The sequence below is a fragment of the Thalassospira sp. UBA1131 genome (assembly GCF_002311515.1).
In the GTDB taxonomy this organism is placed as follows: Bacteria; Pseudomonadota; Alphaproteobacteria; order Rhodospirillales; family Thalassospiraceae; genus Thalassospira.
On sequence record NZ_DCAO01000120.1, the window covers coordinates 57,609 to 73,915 of the forward strand.

10 protein-coding genes and 2 pseudogenes are annotated in these 16,307 nt (G+C 53.8%); 7 read left to right on the forward strand and 5 right to left on the reverse strand.

Annotated elements, in window-relative coordinates; genetic code table 11:
• Positions 1–906 (forward strand): annotated as a pseudogene (locus B3Z49_RS20335) (DNA gyrase subunit B); the annotation flags it as partial.
• 367 nt (positions 907–1,273) lie between these two features.
• Here B3Z49_RS20335 and B3Z49_RS20340 read toward each other — a convergent pair.
• Positions 1,274–1,555, reverse strand: coding sequence for a hypothetical protein (locus tag B3Z49_RS20340; protein ID WP_296994273.1), 282 nt, complete (start codon positions 1,553–1,555; stop codon positions 1,274–1,276).
• Between B3Z49_RS20340 and B3Z49_RS22125 the strand changes: the two are divergent.
• A pseudogene (locus tag B3Z49_RS22125) lies at positions 1,469–1,915 on the forward strand (CHASE domain-containing protein); the annotation flags it as partial. The gene B3Z49_RS20340 and the pseudogene B3Z49_RS22125 sit on opposite strands and share 87 nt — an antisense overlap.
• 153 nt (positions 1,916–2,068) lie before the next feature.
• Positions 2,069–6,007 (forward strand): response regulator, encoded by a 3,939-nt coding sequence (locus B3Z49_RS20345; protein WP_296994275.1) that lies wholly within the window; start codon positions 2,069–2,071, stop codon positions 6,005–6,007.
• A 25-nt stretch (positions 6,008–6,032) separates the two neighbouring features.
• Here B3Z49_RS20345 and B3Z49_RS20350 read toward each other — a convergent pair whose 3' ends face one another.
• From B3Z49_RS20350 to B3Z49_RS20365, 4 genes are all read right to left on the reverse strand, one after another.
• On the reverse strand, positions 6,033–8,636 hold the full coding sequence (locus tag B3Z49_RS20350; protein WP_296994280.1) for a response regulator: 2,604 nt from the start codon (positions 8,634–8,636) through the stop codon (positions 6,033–6,035).
• A 196-nt stretch (positions 8,637–8,832) separates the two neighbouring features.
• Positions 8,833–10,212: an aspartate aminotransferase family protein gene (locus B3Z49_RS20355; protein WP_296994282.1), complete on the reverse strand. Its 1,380-nt coding sequence runs from the start codon at positions 10,210–10,212 to the stop codon at positions 8,833–8,835.
• 102 nt (positions 10,213–10,314) lie between these two features.
• Positions 10,315–11,361 (reverse strand): histone deacetylase family protein, encoded by a 1,047-nt coding sequence (locus B3Z49_RS20360; RefSeq protein ID WP_296994285.1) that lies wholly within the window; start codon positions 11,359–11,361, stop codon positions 10,315–10,317.
• Entirely contained in the window at positions 11,358–12,062 is a 705-nt protein-coding gene (locus tag B3Z49_RS20365) for a GntR family transcriptional regulator (protein WP_296994288.1), read from the reverse strand. Before B3Z49_RS20365 ends, B3Z49_RS20360 begins: the two co-directional genes overlap by 4 nt.
• A 188-nt stretch (positions 12,063–12,250) precedes the next feature.
• Between B3Z49_RS20365 and B3Z49_RS20370 the strand changes: the two genes are divergently transcribed.
• The 4 genes from B3Z49_RS20370 to B3Z49_RS20385 all read left to right on the forward strand — a co-directional run.
• Positions 12,251–13,021: a class II aldolase/adducin family protein gene (locus B3Z49_RS20370; RefSeq protein ID WP_063085955.1), complete on the forward strand. Its 771-nt coding sequence runs from the start codon at positions 12,251–12,253 to the stop codon at positions 13,019–13,021.
• A gap of 115 nt (positions 13,022–13,136) precedes the next feature.
• The gene (locus tag B3Z49_RS20375; RefSeq protein ID WP_232308275.1) at positions 13,137–14,669 is read left to right on the forward strand and encodes an ABC transporter substrate-binding protein; all 1,533 of its coding nucleotides are present in this window, start codon (positions 13,137–13,139) and stop codon (positions 14,667–14,669) included.
• Between the two features lie 93 nt (positions 14,670–14,762).
• Positions 14,763–15,740 carry an ABC transporter permease gene (locus B3Z49_RS20380; RefSeq protein WP_008888981.1) on the forward strand — a complete coding sequence of 326 codons (978 nt, stop codon included), beginning with the start codon at positions 14,763–14,765 and terminating at the stop codon, positions 15,738–15,740.
• A 1-nt stretch (position 15,741) separates the two neighbouring features.
• A partial coding sequence (locus B3Z49_RS20385) for an ABC transporter permease (RefSeq protein ID WP_296994295.1) occupies positions 15,742–16,307 on the forward strand: 566 nt, incomplete at its 3' end.

Below are 16,307 nucleotides of genomic sequence, written 5' to 3' on the forward strand. Positions count from 1 at the left end.
GACGCCGACGTCGATGGTGCGCATATCCGAACCCTGCTTCTGACCTTCTTCTATCGTCAGATGCCCGAACTGATCGAACGCGGCTATCTCTATATCGCACAGCCGCCGCTTTATCGCGCCAAACGCGGTAACTCGGTCCAGTATCTCAAGGACGACCGCGAGATGGAGCAATACCTGACCGCACAGGGCACCGAAGAAGCCGTGCTTACCCTTTCCGGTGGCCAACAGCTTGCCGGTCCGGATCTGGTGCGTGTGGTCGAACTGGCGCGTAAGGCCAAGGGCTTCTTGGAGCCGCTATCGATCAAGCTTCCGATCTCCGTGCTCGAACAGGCAACCCTTGCTGGCGCGTTGAACCCGGCTTTGCTCGATGACGATGGCAAACGCCTCGAAGCGGCCGAAACGCTCGCCAAACATCTTGATACCCTTGAAGAAGACTATGATCGCGGCTGGCACGGCGAAGCACCGCTTGATGAAATCGTGCTCTGGCGCATGTTGCGCGGCGTTGAACAACGTCACGTGATTGATGGCAACATCCTGCGCTCGGCCGAGGCCCGTGCGATTGCCGGTATCCTTGGCGAACTGCGCGAACTGTTTGAAAAGGGTGCGGAATTCGTTGCCAAGGACAAGACCTGGAAAATCAACGGTCCGGTCGATCTGGTCAATGCGGTGATGGAATATGGCCGCCGCGGCATTTCGGTCCAGCGTTATAAAGGTCTGGGCGAAATGAACCCGGATCAGCTTTGGGAAACCACGCTCGACCCGAACGTTCGTTCGCTGCTGCAGGTCAAAGTCGCCCACGCCGACGAGGCGGAGGAAGTCTTCTCGACCCTCATGGGCGACGTCGTCGAACCCCGCCGCGACTTCATTCAGTCGAACGCATTAAAGGTCGCGAACCTCGACGTATAAGCGACCTTGACTGTGAATTGACTCATAAAACTGGAAACGCGACACATAAATTTAGAATCTGTGACGCATAACCTTGGAAAGGCCTGCTGATGCGGGCCTTTCTTGTTTTTGGAGCTCCATGTTGCAAGTTTTGAAAACACCATGGTTATTCGCGTTCGAATTCACCTAGCACCTTGTTCTCATTGATGATCGTCCAAACATAGTATCTTACAACTTTTTGTAGATACACTCTGTGGGCTGTTTACACATGAAAGAACCAGTGCGGCAAGGCGTTGCCAAGGCTGTGACGGCGGCACGTGATAAGGGCAGCTCTACGGGCTCAATCATTGCCATACCGGCCTTGGCACTATTGCTTGGGCTGCTCATCTCATTTGCGCTTGGTTGGTCCTGGAACACCCGAAACGAAGAGGCCATCAATGCCGAGTTGTTGCGACTGACGGATCAGGCCGAAGAACTGGTCAAAACCCGCTTTGGTGTTTATGAGTACGGTTTGCGTGGTTTGCGTGGTGTGGTCATCACGGCTGGCCCCGAAAACCTGACCCGCGCCGAAATACAACGCTATATTGCGTCGCGTGAAAACAGGCGGGAGTTCCCCGGTGCGCGTGGTTTTGGCTATATCAAGTTTGTTGAGGCCGAAGATACTCAGCAATTCCTTGAGCGTGCCCGCGCTGATGATTTCCCCGATTTTGGCATTCGCGAACTATCGCCAAATTCCGGTGACCGGTTTGTTATTCAGTATATCTATCCCCTTGCCGGGAACGAAGGCGCCACGGGTCTTGATATCGCATCTGAGGCAAACCGGCGGGCTGCCGCGCTCGAAGCAGCACGCACCGGCGATGTAAGACTAACCCAGCCGATTACGCTTGTTCAGGCCGATGGTAATGTCAGACGCGGCTTCTTGGTGCTGTTGCCTGTTTACCATCCGGGTATGCCGATCGGCACTCCGGATCAGAGGGAACAGGCGATCGCCGGTTGGTCTTACGCACCACTCGTCGTTGACGAGGTCCTGTATGACTTTGAACCCAACCTTGGCAATATCAGCCTGACACTTACCGATTTGTCGGAGTCCGAACCATTCTTTGTGTCGGACACGTCCGGGCAGCAACCATCGGAAAGGCTGACTCAATCGCGTCAGATCAAGGTCAAGGGGCGCGACTGGTTGATGCAGACAGCCGTTTTACCCGGGCTATCTCAAAGCATTGGTCTGCTTAGCCCATGGCTGATTTCTGCGCTTGCCGCGGCTCTGTCATTTGCTGTTTCAAGCATTATCTGGTGGCAGATGATTTCGCGGAGGAAGAATTTCCATCAAGCCTATGACAAAGACCTAAGTCTTATCGTCTTTCTAAGACAGCCAATCGCGATTTCGTCAACAACCCTGCTGTTGGGTTTGTCTTTGTTGGTGTGTTTGGTGACAGCGGTTTACATCTGGCGCACCAATATATCGACATTTTCTGATGAGCTGATTGACCGTACAGCCGAGGCAATCGACGCGCACCAGGATAATTACTCGGATTACAAAGCAGCCGTGAGCTTCTTTGCGACAAGCGTTCAGTCAATGGCATCTTTTCAGAACTATCTTGATGATGAAAAGGTCGCGCCCGCCGTCTGGAAAGATCAAATTGCAGATTCCTTTGTCGCCTTCATGCTGTCTTCTGAGGCCGTTACCCAAGCACGCATTGTTGGTGTCGCCAATAATGGACGCGAGCTGGTCCGGGTTCAGTACGAAGACGGCCATCTCGTTAAATTTGATCAGTCACGGCTTCAGGAAAAAGCTCAAGAACCCTACATGCAGGCCGCCAATTCTTTGCGTCCCGGCGACATTTGGATTTCCGATATTAATCTGAACAGAGAGTTTGGCGAAATTGTAGAGCCTTTCGAGCCGACGGTTCGTTTTGTCTCGCCGATTTTTGACAACAGTCAGCAGCTGTTTGGTATCGCCATTCTGAATGTCGATGCCGAGGGGGTGCTTGCCGAGAGTCTTGCAACTGAGGCGCACGATCTTCTGGCGATTGCACTTGATCGGAATGCCAACATTCTCTCCTATCCAGACGCTAGCCGAAATTTCGCCTTTGAAACGGGTGATGCCCCCGCATGGGACAAATTATCTCGTCAAATTGCACTTCCTTGGGGTGCAGATAGTCGACTACAGATGTTTGACAGCGAATTTGGCGAAATTCTGACCGCAAGTACGACAACCCAAGGCACTTCCAACGCGGCAAGTGGCAAGATCACCTACATCTTTGGCAAGCCGATGCGCAGCATCTATACCACATTCCTTCGACCAGTAGGTGTTGTCGCGCTCGCCTTCTTTATCACCATCTTTGTTGTCCTGATGACTTTGTATACGTCATGGCGCAAGGGACGGCAGGAGCAGTTATTAGACGAGCAAATTGTTGCCGCAGACAGACTAAAGGAGCAGGAGGAACTATTTCGCGGAATTCTTGCCGCAGCGCCAGAGGCGATGCTGGTGATTGATGATCAAGGCATCATCACTCTTGCCAACGATCAGGCCGGATCAACATTTGCGTATGATACCGATGAACTGTTGGGCCGTTCCGTCAGCATATTTGTCAGACCTCAAGACGTCGCCGCCCATGAAGCGGGCATGAAGCAGTATATGACAAACCCTGGTTTGGTGGCGATGGGTCGTGACAGAGAAATCATCGCACAAAGGAAGGATGGCTCAACCTTCCCGATTGAAATAAGCCTCGCCCCGGCGCAGCTTTCGGGCAAAACAATTGTCATTGTGTCCCTACGTGATTTGACCGAGGCCCGCCGTGCTGAGGCGGTGTTGCTTGCCGCAAAAGAAGCCGCCCTGAAGGCAAGTGAAGCCAAGGGCGCCTTCATGGCCAATATCAGCCATGAAATCAGAACACCGCTCAATGCGATTATCGGTCTGACCAGCCTGTTGTTTGATGATGACTTGCCTGATCGCCATCGGGATTATCTGAACAAGATCAATCTTGCAGGCCGTTCTTTGCTTGGCATCGTGAATGACGTTCTTGATCTTGCAAAGATCGAAGCCGATGAGATGACCCTTGAAAAGGTTGTCTTCGCCCCAAAAGAAAAACTGACCGAGATTGAGACAGTTCTTAAGAATCAGGCTGAGAACGCTGGCATAAAGCTGATAAGCGAAATTGGCCCGGGCGTGCCGGACTTCGTGATTGGCGATGGTAACCGCCTTGGTCAAATTTTGACCAATCTTGTGGGCAATGCCATCAAATTCACGGAAAAAGGTTCTGTGACGCTCAAAGCCGAACTGGTCGAAACACAAAATGCCGATACGGCAGACAGTGTCACTTTGCATTTCTCGGTAACCGATACCGGCATAGGCATCCCCGAAGATGTGCAGGCAAAATTGTTCCAGCCATTTTCGCAAGCCGACAGCAGCACGTCGCGCAAATTTGGCGGAACAGGACTTGGTCTGTCGATTGTACGAAAAATGGCCGATTTGATGGGCGGAACTTGCAGCCTTGTGAGCCAACCTGGGAAAGGCAGCACCTTTGCTGTGACCATTCCGTTTGAACTGGTCAAAGCAGATGGCAGTAACGAACAAGATAGCGGGTCTGATCCCCTGTTTGTCTTTATTGTCGAAGACAATCAGGCTGACTGCTTGCGTTTGAAAGAACTCGCGACGTCTTTAGGGTGGCGTGCAATTGCGCTTTCCACCGGCCAAGAGCTGGTGGATGAGTATATGCAACGCCACAAAAACAACAGGCGACTGCCAGATGCCATCATCATTGATTGGCAATTGCCCGACTTCGATGGGTTGCGCGCTATTCAAATGCTTGCAGATGAAGTCGGTGAGGACACCTTGCCGGCAGCCCTGATGATTTCGGCCTTTGACAAAGATAAAATTGCCGAAATAGACGCAAGCAGGCTGGTCGATGAAATCGTCAATAAACCGATTGACGGCTCCACCCTGTTTAACACCGTCAACGAGATCGTTTCGGCGAAAACCGGTCGTCTCAATAAAGTGCTGGAGCTCACAAGCACAGCCTCTTTGAATGCGAACTGGCTGGCTGATATCAAGGTTCTTGTTGTTGATGACAGTGCCCTTAACCGCGAAGTCGCAGATCAAATACTTAAAAGAAATGGCGCGCATTCTGTGGCTGTCGAAAGCGCAGAGAAATGCATAGAACTGCTCGAAAAATCATCTCTGATGTTTGACGTGGTGCTGATGGATATTCAGATGCCCGGCATGGACGGGTACGAAGCTACGCGGTTTATTCGCAACAACCTGAAACTGGAAAATCTGCCGATCATTGCCCTAACAGCTGGTGCGCTTGTTGAGGAAAAGAAGGCAGCCCTCAATGCCGGGATGAATGACTTCCTGACCAAACCGATCGAACCGCAGAGCCTCATCACCAGAATAAGAGCATGCGTTGAACAAAGTCGCGGCCAATCAATTCCGGTAACCCCGCATGTATCGGCCGCAAAACCTCAAACGGCTGTGTCGGAAGTACCTGATCGCAATGCCACTGCCATCCCCCCTGCATCAGCAGATCTGGCGTCAAATGACGCCGAGGCATTACCCCTATGGGATAAGCAAAGGGGACTGACGTTGGTTCACGGCAACGAGGCGCTGTTGATCAGGATTGCCGGCTTGTTCCCGCCCCAGGCACGCGAGATCATCGATAAACTGCGCACGGCTTTGTCCGATGAAGATGCTAAAACCTGTGCGATGTTGCTGCATACGTTGCAAGGTGCCGCGTCGCAAGTTGCCGCCCTCAAGGCGGCTGCACACGGCAAGAAACTTGAAAACGTCACACTTGAAGAAGGCATCTCCACCTTGAAAACGCAGTTCGATGAGTTTGCCAAAACTGTCGAAGATACGGCAATCTATATCGAAGCGCGGTTGACGAATGGCGTATCAGAAACCGCGCCAGCCAACGGCCAGAACGAGGACCTGATAAACTTGTTGAATTTGCTTGAAGCTGGAAGTGCTGATGCGATGGAAAAATTCAAACAAGTGACATCAGAGCTGGCGGAATTGACCTCTCACGATCAAGTAGCAGTCATGGAGAACCATCTGCGCAATCTTGACTTCGACATTGTTGCAGAGATGGTCAAACCCATTGTGAAAGGTAGATCAGAATAACAAACCAGACGCAAAAATCCGGTTGTTAAACTCTTACTTTATCGCTGGCGCGTCCCAACTCAGTCGCGAGATATGAAATCAGCAATTTGCCAATATGCGAAACATGATCAAGGTGCGCAACAAACCGCGTAATAGAGTGCTTGAGTGCATCTTGATCCGACTGATTTGCCTTAACCATCGCGAAGTCATTGGCCAGTGACTTCGCGTACTCACTGCCCTTGGGATCACCGACCAGAGACAGCATACCACCCAGTGTTTGGAGTTCTCTTACAATGTCCTCTTGCACATTTTCTGGAGTATGTTCGGCCAACTGACCGCGGACACGTCCGATATCAAGGATAAGGCTTTCAAGCGCACGATTATATGATGCGATGCTGCCATCAAAATTGCCAATCGCAGCTTTAAGGTCGATCCCGAATTCACCTGCAAGTGACGTCGTGCGTTCTGACAAATTGATATATTCCTTGTCCGACGTCTCGGCTGGTTTTTCACGCAGGTTGTTGACAATGGTTGCAGCAATCTCTTTTGCCAGAAACGGCTTTTGCACCACGTCTTGCGCCCCTGACTTAAAGCAATCGCTGCGCACGGTTTCCGATGTATTTGCTGTCATAATGACAATTGGCAAAGAAAGATAACCAAGTGACCTGATCTGCTTGACCGCAGACAAGCCATCAAGATCGGGCATATGTATATCCATCAGAACAAGGTCAAGCGCACTGGCGGCGTTCTGGATTGTCGAAATTGCCCCATATCCGCCACCGGCCGTAATGACCTTTGCCCCGTACAAAGACAGGAACTCCTTGGCGACCTCAAGGTTCATGGCATTGTCATCAACCACAAGAATTTTCCGTCCCGCCAACATGTCGACCTCCGGCTGTTTCTCGATGCTCGCGAGCACAAATTTTTCAGGCTCATATTTGTGGGCCATGGCATCCGCAACCGCGTCCAGCAACATGGTTACACTGACCGGCTTGGTAAGAAATCCGTTGATGACTTTCGATCGGTCCAAGGAGCTTTTTGAAACAAAATCGTGACTGTGTGCCGTGATCATCACGATAATTGGAAGCCGCCCACCTTCAATTTCCTCACGGATTTTTTGTGAGGTATCCCAGCCGTCAATGTCTGGCATACGCCAATCGACCAGTACGATGTCATAGGCCGCATCCAGGGCGGATTTAAAATTCATCATATGCAACGCAGCCTCTCCCGACGCTGCGACGTCTGCATGCCAGCCTATTTCGTGGGCAAGTTCCTGAAGCACTTCGCGAGACGCCGGATTGTCATCAATGATCAGAGCGCGAAGGTTTTTCAGATGATTCGGGACAACAAAGGCCGCTCCCATATCGTCGGTGACGATCCCCTTTAAAGTCAGTTTAAAGCCAAGATTATCTGCGAAAAAGCGGCCAGCCTGAAGTTCGCCTTTGACGGCACCCGCAAGGCGCCTTGCGATTTCAAGATCAAGACTGATCTTGTCGGGATCGTGAATGGAGCCAGTTTTGTTCCGGGGCAACGTCGCTGAGTTCTGCAGGACCTCAATGCTCAGTTCAGTCGCACTGTTATTGCTCTCAACAATTCTTGGCCTGACAATAACTGATCCGTCCAGGTCGGTCTGGACGATATGCGCCACAAGATGGCCAATGAGCTTCTCAAGCACCTCCCGCGGGAACCGTACATTTCGGAAAACAGAGCGATCCGTATCGTACAGCACCTCGAAAGTGTCGGAATCTGTGCGACGGTTCAGAGTATCGGAAAGGCCACGCAAAAGCTCGTCAATGCTATAAACGTTTCCAGCCTTGCCGGAATACTCGTCGATTTCGAAGAAATCTATGAGGGTGTCAACACTCTCAAGAATCAACTTGGTAGAGCCATCAAGGGCTTCAAGATATTTTGTTTGCTGCTTGGGATCAGGGCCACCTCTCAGAAGCTCGATCATGCCGAGCAACCCTTGCAGCTCGGTTCTCAAGCCATGATTGAGCTCTTTTAGCAAGGAGCGGTCATCGTCACGCAACCGCAAGGCCTCTATCATTTCAATTCTTCGGTTCTCGCCAAATTTGGCTTCGGACATGGGTTCGGCGATCTCAATAAACAGAGCCCGATCCTCAGGCCCGGGATACCCCACCCAAGTCAGATGAAATACACCGTGACTTTTCACCTTGCCGCGCAGGCAAAGCTCTCCGGCAAGATAGCCAGACTTGCCAATTGCCAGTTGGGACGTTTCGATGTCCCAAACGTCGTCGCGTGAGGAGTGATTGTTAAAGGTAATATGTGCTTCTTTAAGGCGGTTTCTTGAGACGCCCCAAAGGCTCTCAAGAATCTGATTGCTCTCAAGAATCTGTCGGTTTTGGTTGATGATCAGACAAGGCGACAAAGAGATTTCAAGGTAATCCTTGAGGTTCTCCAGACCTGCGTGACCGTTCGTTTCTTCGTTATCTGTTGATCGACGATCATCCCAAACAAGCTCATTGGGCAAAAAGTAGCCAGCAAAGAACGCAGCAATGCTCGACATCAAAGCCGCAATGACAATGGCGGGATGAAGTTCATAGTCACCGCCAAGGGTCGCAAGTGAAATAACAACCAGAGCGATAGATACACAGAAAACTGTCAACGGCCAGAAACGACGCTTGTTCAATACCTTCTCCAAGACGGAAATGTTTATCGGATTGATATTGGGATGAATTGTTGTCGTTCAAGTTGCGCTGTACCTTTGATTTATTTTGCAGAACACCTTGCGTTATCCGAAGAAACAAAAAGCCGGAGACAAGTGAACATCTTGTCTCCGGCTTTGTTTTTGAGGTGTCGTGACCTTGTCGGTCGTCACTTCCTGATCACAGCATCCCTTCGGACTTGGCCCAATCAAGCGCCCGGTCAAGGGCACGGCCGAGGCGGGCGTGGATTTCGCGCACGTCATCCTTGGTCACGATCAGCGGCGGGCAAAGTGCCACCGTGTCATAGACATTGCGGCAAATAAGCCCTTCTTCGGCGGCAAGGGCCACGACCTTGGCGGCAACCGTGCCCGGTTTACCAAACGGTTGTTTGGTTTTCTTGTCTGCCATCTCAAGGCCGGCAATCAGGCCGACACCGCGAATTTCCCCGATCAACGGATGATCGGCAAAGGCGCGCAAACCATCCTGGAACATCGGCTCCAAGCGTTTGGCGTTGCCCATCAAATCGCGTTCTTCGATGATGTTGAGGTTTTCCAGGCCAACCGCACAGGCAACCGGATGTCCGGTGCCGGTGAAGCCGTGGCCGAAATTGCCAAGCTTGGCAGTGTTATCGGCAATCGCGTTATAGACCTTGTCATTCACCACAATCGCGGCAAGCGGCATGTAGGACGAGGTCAGCTGTTTGGATGTCACGAGAATGTCCGGCGTGAAGCCATATTTTTCACAGCCAAAACGCGCACCAGTCCGGCCGAAACCGTTAATAACTTCGTCGGAAACGACCAGAATGTCGTACTTGTGGCAGATTTCCACCACACCCGGCCAATACCCTTCCGGCGGCGTCATCACACCACCCGCACCCATCACCGGTTCGCCAATAAAGGCCGCAATGGTTTCCGGGCCTTCGGCGATGATGGTGTCTTCAAGTTCCTTCAAAAGGCGCGCGGTGAATTCGGTCTCGGTCTCGCCCTCTTCGCCATAACGCCAGAAATGCGGGCAGCTCAGATGCGTCACCGGAATGGCCGGAAGGTCAAAGTCCTTCTGGTTGCCGGCAAGCCCCGTCAGCGAGCCCGAGGCAATCGTAATCCCGTGATAGGCCTTGGTGCGCGACAGAAACTTCTTCTTTTCCGGGCGACCCAAACCGTTATTAAGGAACCACGCCATCTTGACGACGGTATCGTTGGCTTCCGACCCGGAATTGGTGAAGAACACGCGGTTCAGACCCTCGGGCGTCATTTCAACCAGCTTTTCGGCCAGACGGATCGATGGCTCATGCGCCTTGTGGGCAAAGCTGTGGTAATAGGGCAGGCGTTTAAGCTGCGCATAGGCGGCATCGGCCAGACGGGTTTCGGAAAAACCGACGGCAACCGACCAAAGCCCGGCAAGACCTTCGATATATTCCTTGCCTTCGCTGTCGGTGACGCGGGCGCCATTGCCCTCGGCCATGATCATCGGGCCCTTTTCTTCGTGCAGTCGCATATTGGTGTATGGATGCATCGAATGCGCGATGTCGGACATGTGGAGCGAATTCGGCCGATGGTTCATGTGAAACTCCCGTTCTGATGATGAGGCCCTGATATGGGGCGGCCATTTTGTTCTGCAGTATATGCGGTTGCGATCAAACCCGCCATTGGTGGCTGATGCGGGTCAGTTTCTCTCAAGTGCGGGTATTTTTGCGCCCAAATAACCCGAAAGAAAAGATGTCAGCGACGTGGTCAGTGATGGTGTCAGATATCCACCCTCTTGCACAATAACCGTCGGATAGCCCGCCGCAGCAATTTTTTCACCGGCACGGCGCAGTCCGTCCCAACTGACTTTCATGCCAAGCAATGGGTCATCCTCGTGCGTATCAAGCCCAAGGCTGAGAACCAGCGCACCGGGATTGAATGTGGCAATACGGTCAAGGGCGGTATCGATTGCGGCAAGCCATGCTGCATCTGTGGTGGTGCGAGGCAGGGGCAGATTAAGGTTATACCCTTCGCCATCACCCGTTCCGGTCTCATAGGCAAAGCCGGTAAAGAACGGGTAATAGTCCGTGGGGTCGGCATGGATCGAAACGCTTAGGACATCGCTCCGATCATAAAAGATATCCTGCGTGCCATTGCCGTGATGGACATCAATATCAAATATGGCGACGCGATCATGTGCGGTGCGCAGACGTGCAGCCGCAATGGCGGCGTTATTCAACAGACAATGACCGGCGGCAATTTCGGCACTGGTGTGATGGCCCGCCGGCCGACACAGCGCATAGGCCTTGTCATCCCCCGCCAGCACAGCATCGGTTGCGGCAATGGCGCAATCGGCGGCACGCAGGGCCGCCTGCCAACTGTGCTGGCCAATCGGGGCAGACGTATCGCCCATATGCCAGCCTGCTTTGGCCAGAATCGTGTGCGGATAGGACGATGTTGCGGCACGCGGAAAGACGTTGGGGACGACTTCCGGGCCAGCATCGGGCTGCTTTTGCCATTCATCCCACGCCGTTTCGAGGAACTTTAAGAACCGCTTGGTATGAACGGTTTCAAGGGCCGCCATTGCGGCGCGTCTGGGTTCGGTTACCGACAGGGAAAGCGCATCAAGACCAGCCAGCAAAAGCTTGGCGCGTTCGGCCTGTTCGGCATTGCGCTGGATCTTGCCATAGGTCAGGCGAAAAATCGGATCGTGTGTTTCGGTTTCTGGGGCGTAGAAGCATTTCATGTCGACGTTTTGCCTTCTTCCAGAAGGCGGAACTGATCGATCACGATGCGTTGCGCCTCCGAAATGTGGTAGCGGATGGCCGAAACGGCCTTGGTGGCATCGCGTGCCCGCAGGGCTTCAAGAATCGGTTCGTGGGTTTCTGCAATGCGGGTCGGATCGTCATATAGCTGCCCGATCAGCATGATGCTGAACTCGGTTTCTATGGCGACCTGTTCGAACACCTGCAGGAATTTCGGGTTGTCGCTGCCAGTGCACATCAGCCGGTGAAACTGCATGTCGGCCTCGACCTGGGTGAAAATATCGGCCTCTTCGGTGGCAACCCGGTGAAGTTCGGCCACCTGCGCGGTCAGGGCTTCCTCGATCTCGTCGTTCCAGTTCTGCACCAGACGTTCGACCACGGCCGTCTCAATCGCCAGTCGCAACTCATACAGATCATTGAGCGCCTTTATCGAAACCTGACGCACGAAAAATCCCCGGTTCGGCTCGGATCGCACCAGTCCCGAACTTTCAAGCAACCTTGCCGCTTCACGGACGGGGGCCCGGCTGACCCCCAGTTCGCGGGCGACGACCGATTCGGATAACCGCGCACCCGGTGCAAGCTTTCCGCTGACGATTGCTTTGCTCAACAACTTGGCAACCCGTTGTACGAGCCCTTCACGATCAATCTGTTGGAAGCCGGAGGACGGCTGTGTCTGTGTCATATGTAAGCCCGCAGAAGGTGGATTTGAATTCTTTGAATTAAGCCCGCAACAGACGCCAAAGAAAGATGCATGACTCCGGTCAGTCTAGGCAACGAATTGTAGATTGTCGACAATTTACTTGACTGCGCCGGGATCATCCCGCAGCCTTGAAGCAATCAAAAAAGCGACATAACGAAAGGGCGGCATTAATGCGCGATGCTATGAGTGATCAATCGATATCCGAAATCCGCCGCGATCTGGCGGCGGCCTATCGGCTGATCGCACTCGAGGGCATGGATGACGGCATCTACACCCATATTTCCGCACGGCTCCCATCCGGACCGGGGGGCGAGCAACGCTTTCTGCTCAATCCGTTCGGCCTGCGGTTTGACGAAGTCACCGCGGCCAATCTGGTAACCGTCGATGAAACCGGTGCGGTGATTGATGACCCCTATGGTGCGGGGGTGAATGCCGCGGGCTTTACCATCCATTCGGCGGTTCACATGGCGCGCCACGATGCAGTTTGTGTGCTCCATACCCACACGGTCGCGGGTGTGGCGGTGTCATCAAACCAGGAAGGATTGCTTCCGCTTAATCAATGGTCGGCACAGTTTTATGACCGGATTGCCTTCCATGACTACGAAGGCATTGCGCTTAATCTCGAGGAACGCGCCCGCATTGTTGCCGATCTCGGCGATAAATCGGTGATGTTGCTGCGCAATCACGGAACGTTGCTTTTGGGTCGCTCGGTGGCCGAGGCGGTCAAGCTTGCCTTGAACCTTGAACGGTCCTGCAAGGCACAAGTGGCTGCGCTGGGAATGGGCCTGACACCGGTTGTGCTGGGCCATGACGTTGCCGAACACACGGCATCCCAATACCAGTCGATGTACGATTCTTATGAACAAAAGGGCAAACCAGACCCGGAATGGGCCGCCCAACTGCGCCGGCTTGATGCCAGCGCCCCGGGTTACCTCGGGTAACCTGTGCACCTGGGTCACGCCTGTGGCCTTTGGTTAAACAAAACGTGCGTAACACCAATAAAAACAAGAACCTAAATGCAAAACACAATCAGGGAATGCTATGAAATATTTAAAGGTGACTACTTTTCTCATCGCCGCCGCCCTGGCCTCGCCAGTGGCGGCACAGGAAGCTGGCGGTCGGCTTGATATCGTTGTTCAGCCCGAACCACCGGGACTGATGCTGGGCCTTGTGCAGAATGGCCCGACCCAGCTGGTTGCAGGTGATATCTATGAAAGCCTGCTGCGCTATGACAGCGAACTGACCCCGATGCCGAGCCTGGCCAAAAGCTGGGAAATCTCCGACGACGGTCTGACCTACACCTTCAAGCTCAATGAAGGCGTCAAATGGCATGACGGCGAAGATTTCACCGCCGATGACGTTGTCTTTTCCGCCGATGTTTTCCTGCGTGAAACCCATGCGCGTCTGCGTGCGTCGCTGGCCTATGTCAAAAGCATCACCGCCCCGGATCCGATGACGGTTGTCTTCAAACTCAAGGAACCGTTTGGTCCGTTCATCAACGCCTTTGAAAACGGCACCATGCCGATCGTGCCCAAGCACATCTACGAAGGTACTGACTTCGCCAACAACCCGGCGAACGCCACCCCGATTGGCACCGGTCCGTTCAAGTTCAAGGAATGGGTCAAGGGCAGCCACATCCACCTTGTTAAGAACGAAGACTACTATGTCGATGGCCTGCCGTATCTCGATGAAGTCTTTTACCGTGTGATCCCGGATGCGGCTGCGCGTGCGGTGGCGTTTGAAACCGGCGAAGTTGATGTCCTTCCGGGTGGTTCGGTTGAAAACTGGGATATCCCGCGTCTGGCCGAAATGGATGGTGTTTGTGTCACCGAAAAGGGCTGGGAATTCCTGGCACCGCTGGCATGGATGTGGCTTAACAACCGCGAAGGTCCGACCGCCAACGAGAAGTTCCGTCAGGCTGTCATGTACGCCATGGATCGTGAATTCATGCGCGATGTGGTCTGGAACGGCTTTGGTAAGGTTGCGACCGGTCCGATTGCGTCGAGCACCAATTTCTATTCCGATGACGTGACCATTTATGATCACAACCCGGACAAGGCCAAGGAACTTCTGGCCGAGATGGGCTATGACGGCGAACCTGTCCGCATCCTGCCGCTGCCATATGGTGAAACCTGGCAGCGCTGGGCCGAGGCCGTGCGTCAGAATCTCAGCGAAGTCGGCATCAATGCCGAAATCGACAGCTCTGATGTCGCTGGGTGGAACGAAAAAACGTCCCAGTGGGATTACGACATGGCCTTCACCTATCTCTATCAGTACGGTGACCCGGCCCTTGGTGTGTCGCGCAACTATACCGCCGATCGCATCAAGAAAGGCAGCCCGTGGAACAATGTCGAAGGCTATGAAAACCTGGCACTCGACGAAAAATGGGCCGCTGCTGCGACGATGGTAACACCCGAAGAACGCGAAGCAGCCTATGCCGAAATCCAGAAGGAAATCGTCGATGACGTTCCGGTCGCCTGGATGCAGGAACTGACCTTCCCGACGATCTACCGTTGCAATGTCAACGATCTGGTGACCACGGCCATCGGTATCAATGACGGTCCACGTAACGCCTGGATCAAGAAGTAACATTGCGGGCGGACCGATTGCCGGTCCGCCCCCTTCTTTTCCTGATTGCCCGCGTTTGGGCGGGATTTCAAATACGGGATGCTACGGGGACCTATGACCATATTCGCTGTCGTGGTGTCGCGGCTATCCAAGGCTATTCTGACCTTGTTGGCCATTGCGATTCTGAACTTTTTCCTCATCCATGCCGCGCCGGGTGATCCGGCTGTCGTGCTGGCCGGTGAAGCCGGTGCCGCTGACGAGCAGATGATCGAACAGCTGCGCGAACGCTTTGGCCTTGATCAGCCGCTTTATGTCCAGCTTGGCAAATATGTCGCCGGTATTGTGCAACTTGATCTTGGCTATTCCTTCCGCCAGGGCGCACCTGTGGCCGAACTTATTGCCGATCGGTTGCCGGCCACATTGCTGCTGACATTAACCGCCTTTGTCGTCTCGCTGGTGTTGGGTATCGCCTTTGGGGTTGCCGCCGCCGCACGCGTTGGCAAACCGTCCGATACCGTCCTGACCACGATGGCGCTTTTATTCTACGCGACCCCGCTATATTGGCTGGCGCTTATGGCGGTTCTGGTGTTTTCCGTATGGTTTGGATGGCTGCCGGGCTTTGGCTATGAAACTGTCGGGGCCAATTATACCGGTCTGGAACGCGTCCTTGATATTGGCAGCCACCTGATCCTGCCGGCGCTGACACTGGGCCTGTTCTTTACCGCGGTCTATATGCGCATGGCGCGCGCATCGATGCTCGAAGTCTCGCAGCTTGATTTCGTCAAAACCGCCAAGGCCAAGGGCCTGTCGGATGCGGTCATTCGCCGTCGTCACATCCTGCGCAATGCCATTTTGCCGGTCGTGACACTGGCGGGTCTGCAGGCGGGTCAGCTTGTCGGCGGGGCGGTTCTGACCGAAACGGTCTTTGCCTGGCCCGGTATTGGACGCCTGATGTTCGAAAGCTTGGCTGCACGTGACTACAACACGATTTTGGGCGTGTTCCTTGTCTCGGCGGCCATGGTCATCCTGTTCAACATCGTGACCGACATTGTCTATCGCATTGTCGATCCCCGTATCGGAGCCCGTAGCTGACATGTGGAAACGTTTCAGAAGCAATATGGGCGCCATGATCGGTGTCGTCTTGCTGATCTCGGTGATCGTCATCGCCCTGATCGCCCCCTTGATCTTCTCCGACGGGCCTTGGCAAATGGTTCAACGCCCGTTCCTGGCACCCTTTGCCGTTGATGGTTTGCCCCTGGGCACAGATACGCTGGGCCGTAATGTGGCAGCCCAACTGGCCTATGGTGCGCGGGTGTCCCTTCTGGTCGGGCTGGTTTCGACCGTGGTTGCCTTGCTGATCGGTGTACCGTTGGGCGCGTTGGCCGGGTTCTATGGCGGCTATGTCGATGAAGGTGCGATGCGCTTCACCGAGTTTTTCCAGACCATCCCGAACTTCGCGCTGGCCATCGTGCTGGTGGCGATATTTGAGCCAACCCTGACCTCCATCACCATTGCGATTGCCATCGTCAGTTGGCCGCCCGTCGCCCGTCTTGTCCGTGCCGAAGTCATGTCGGTGCGCACCCGTGAATTTGTCGATGCGGCGCGTTTGGCGGGGCTTTCAAAACCCCGCATCCTGATCCAGCAGGTGCTGCCAAACAC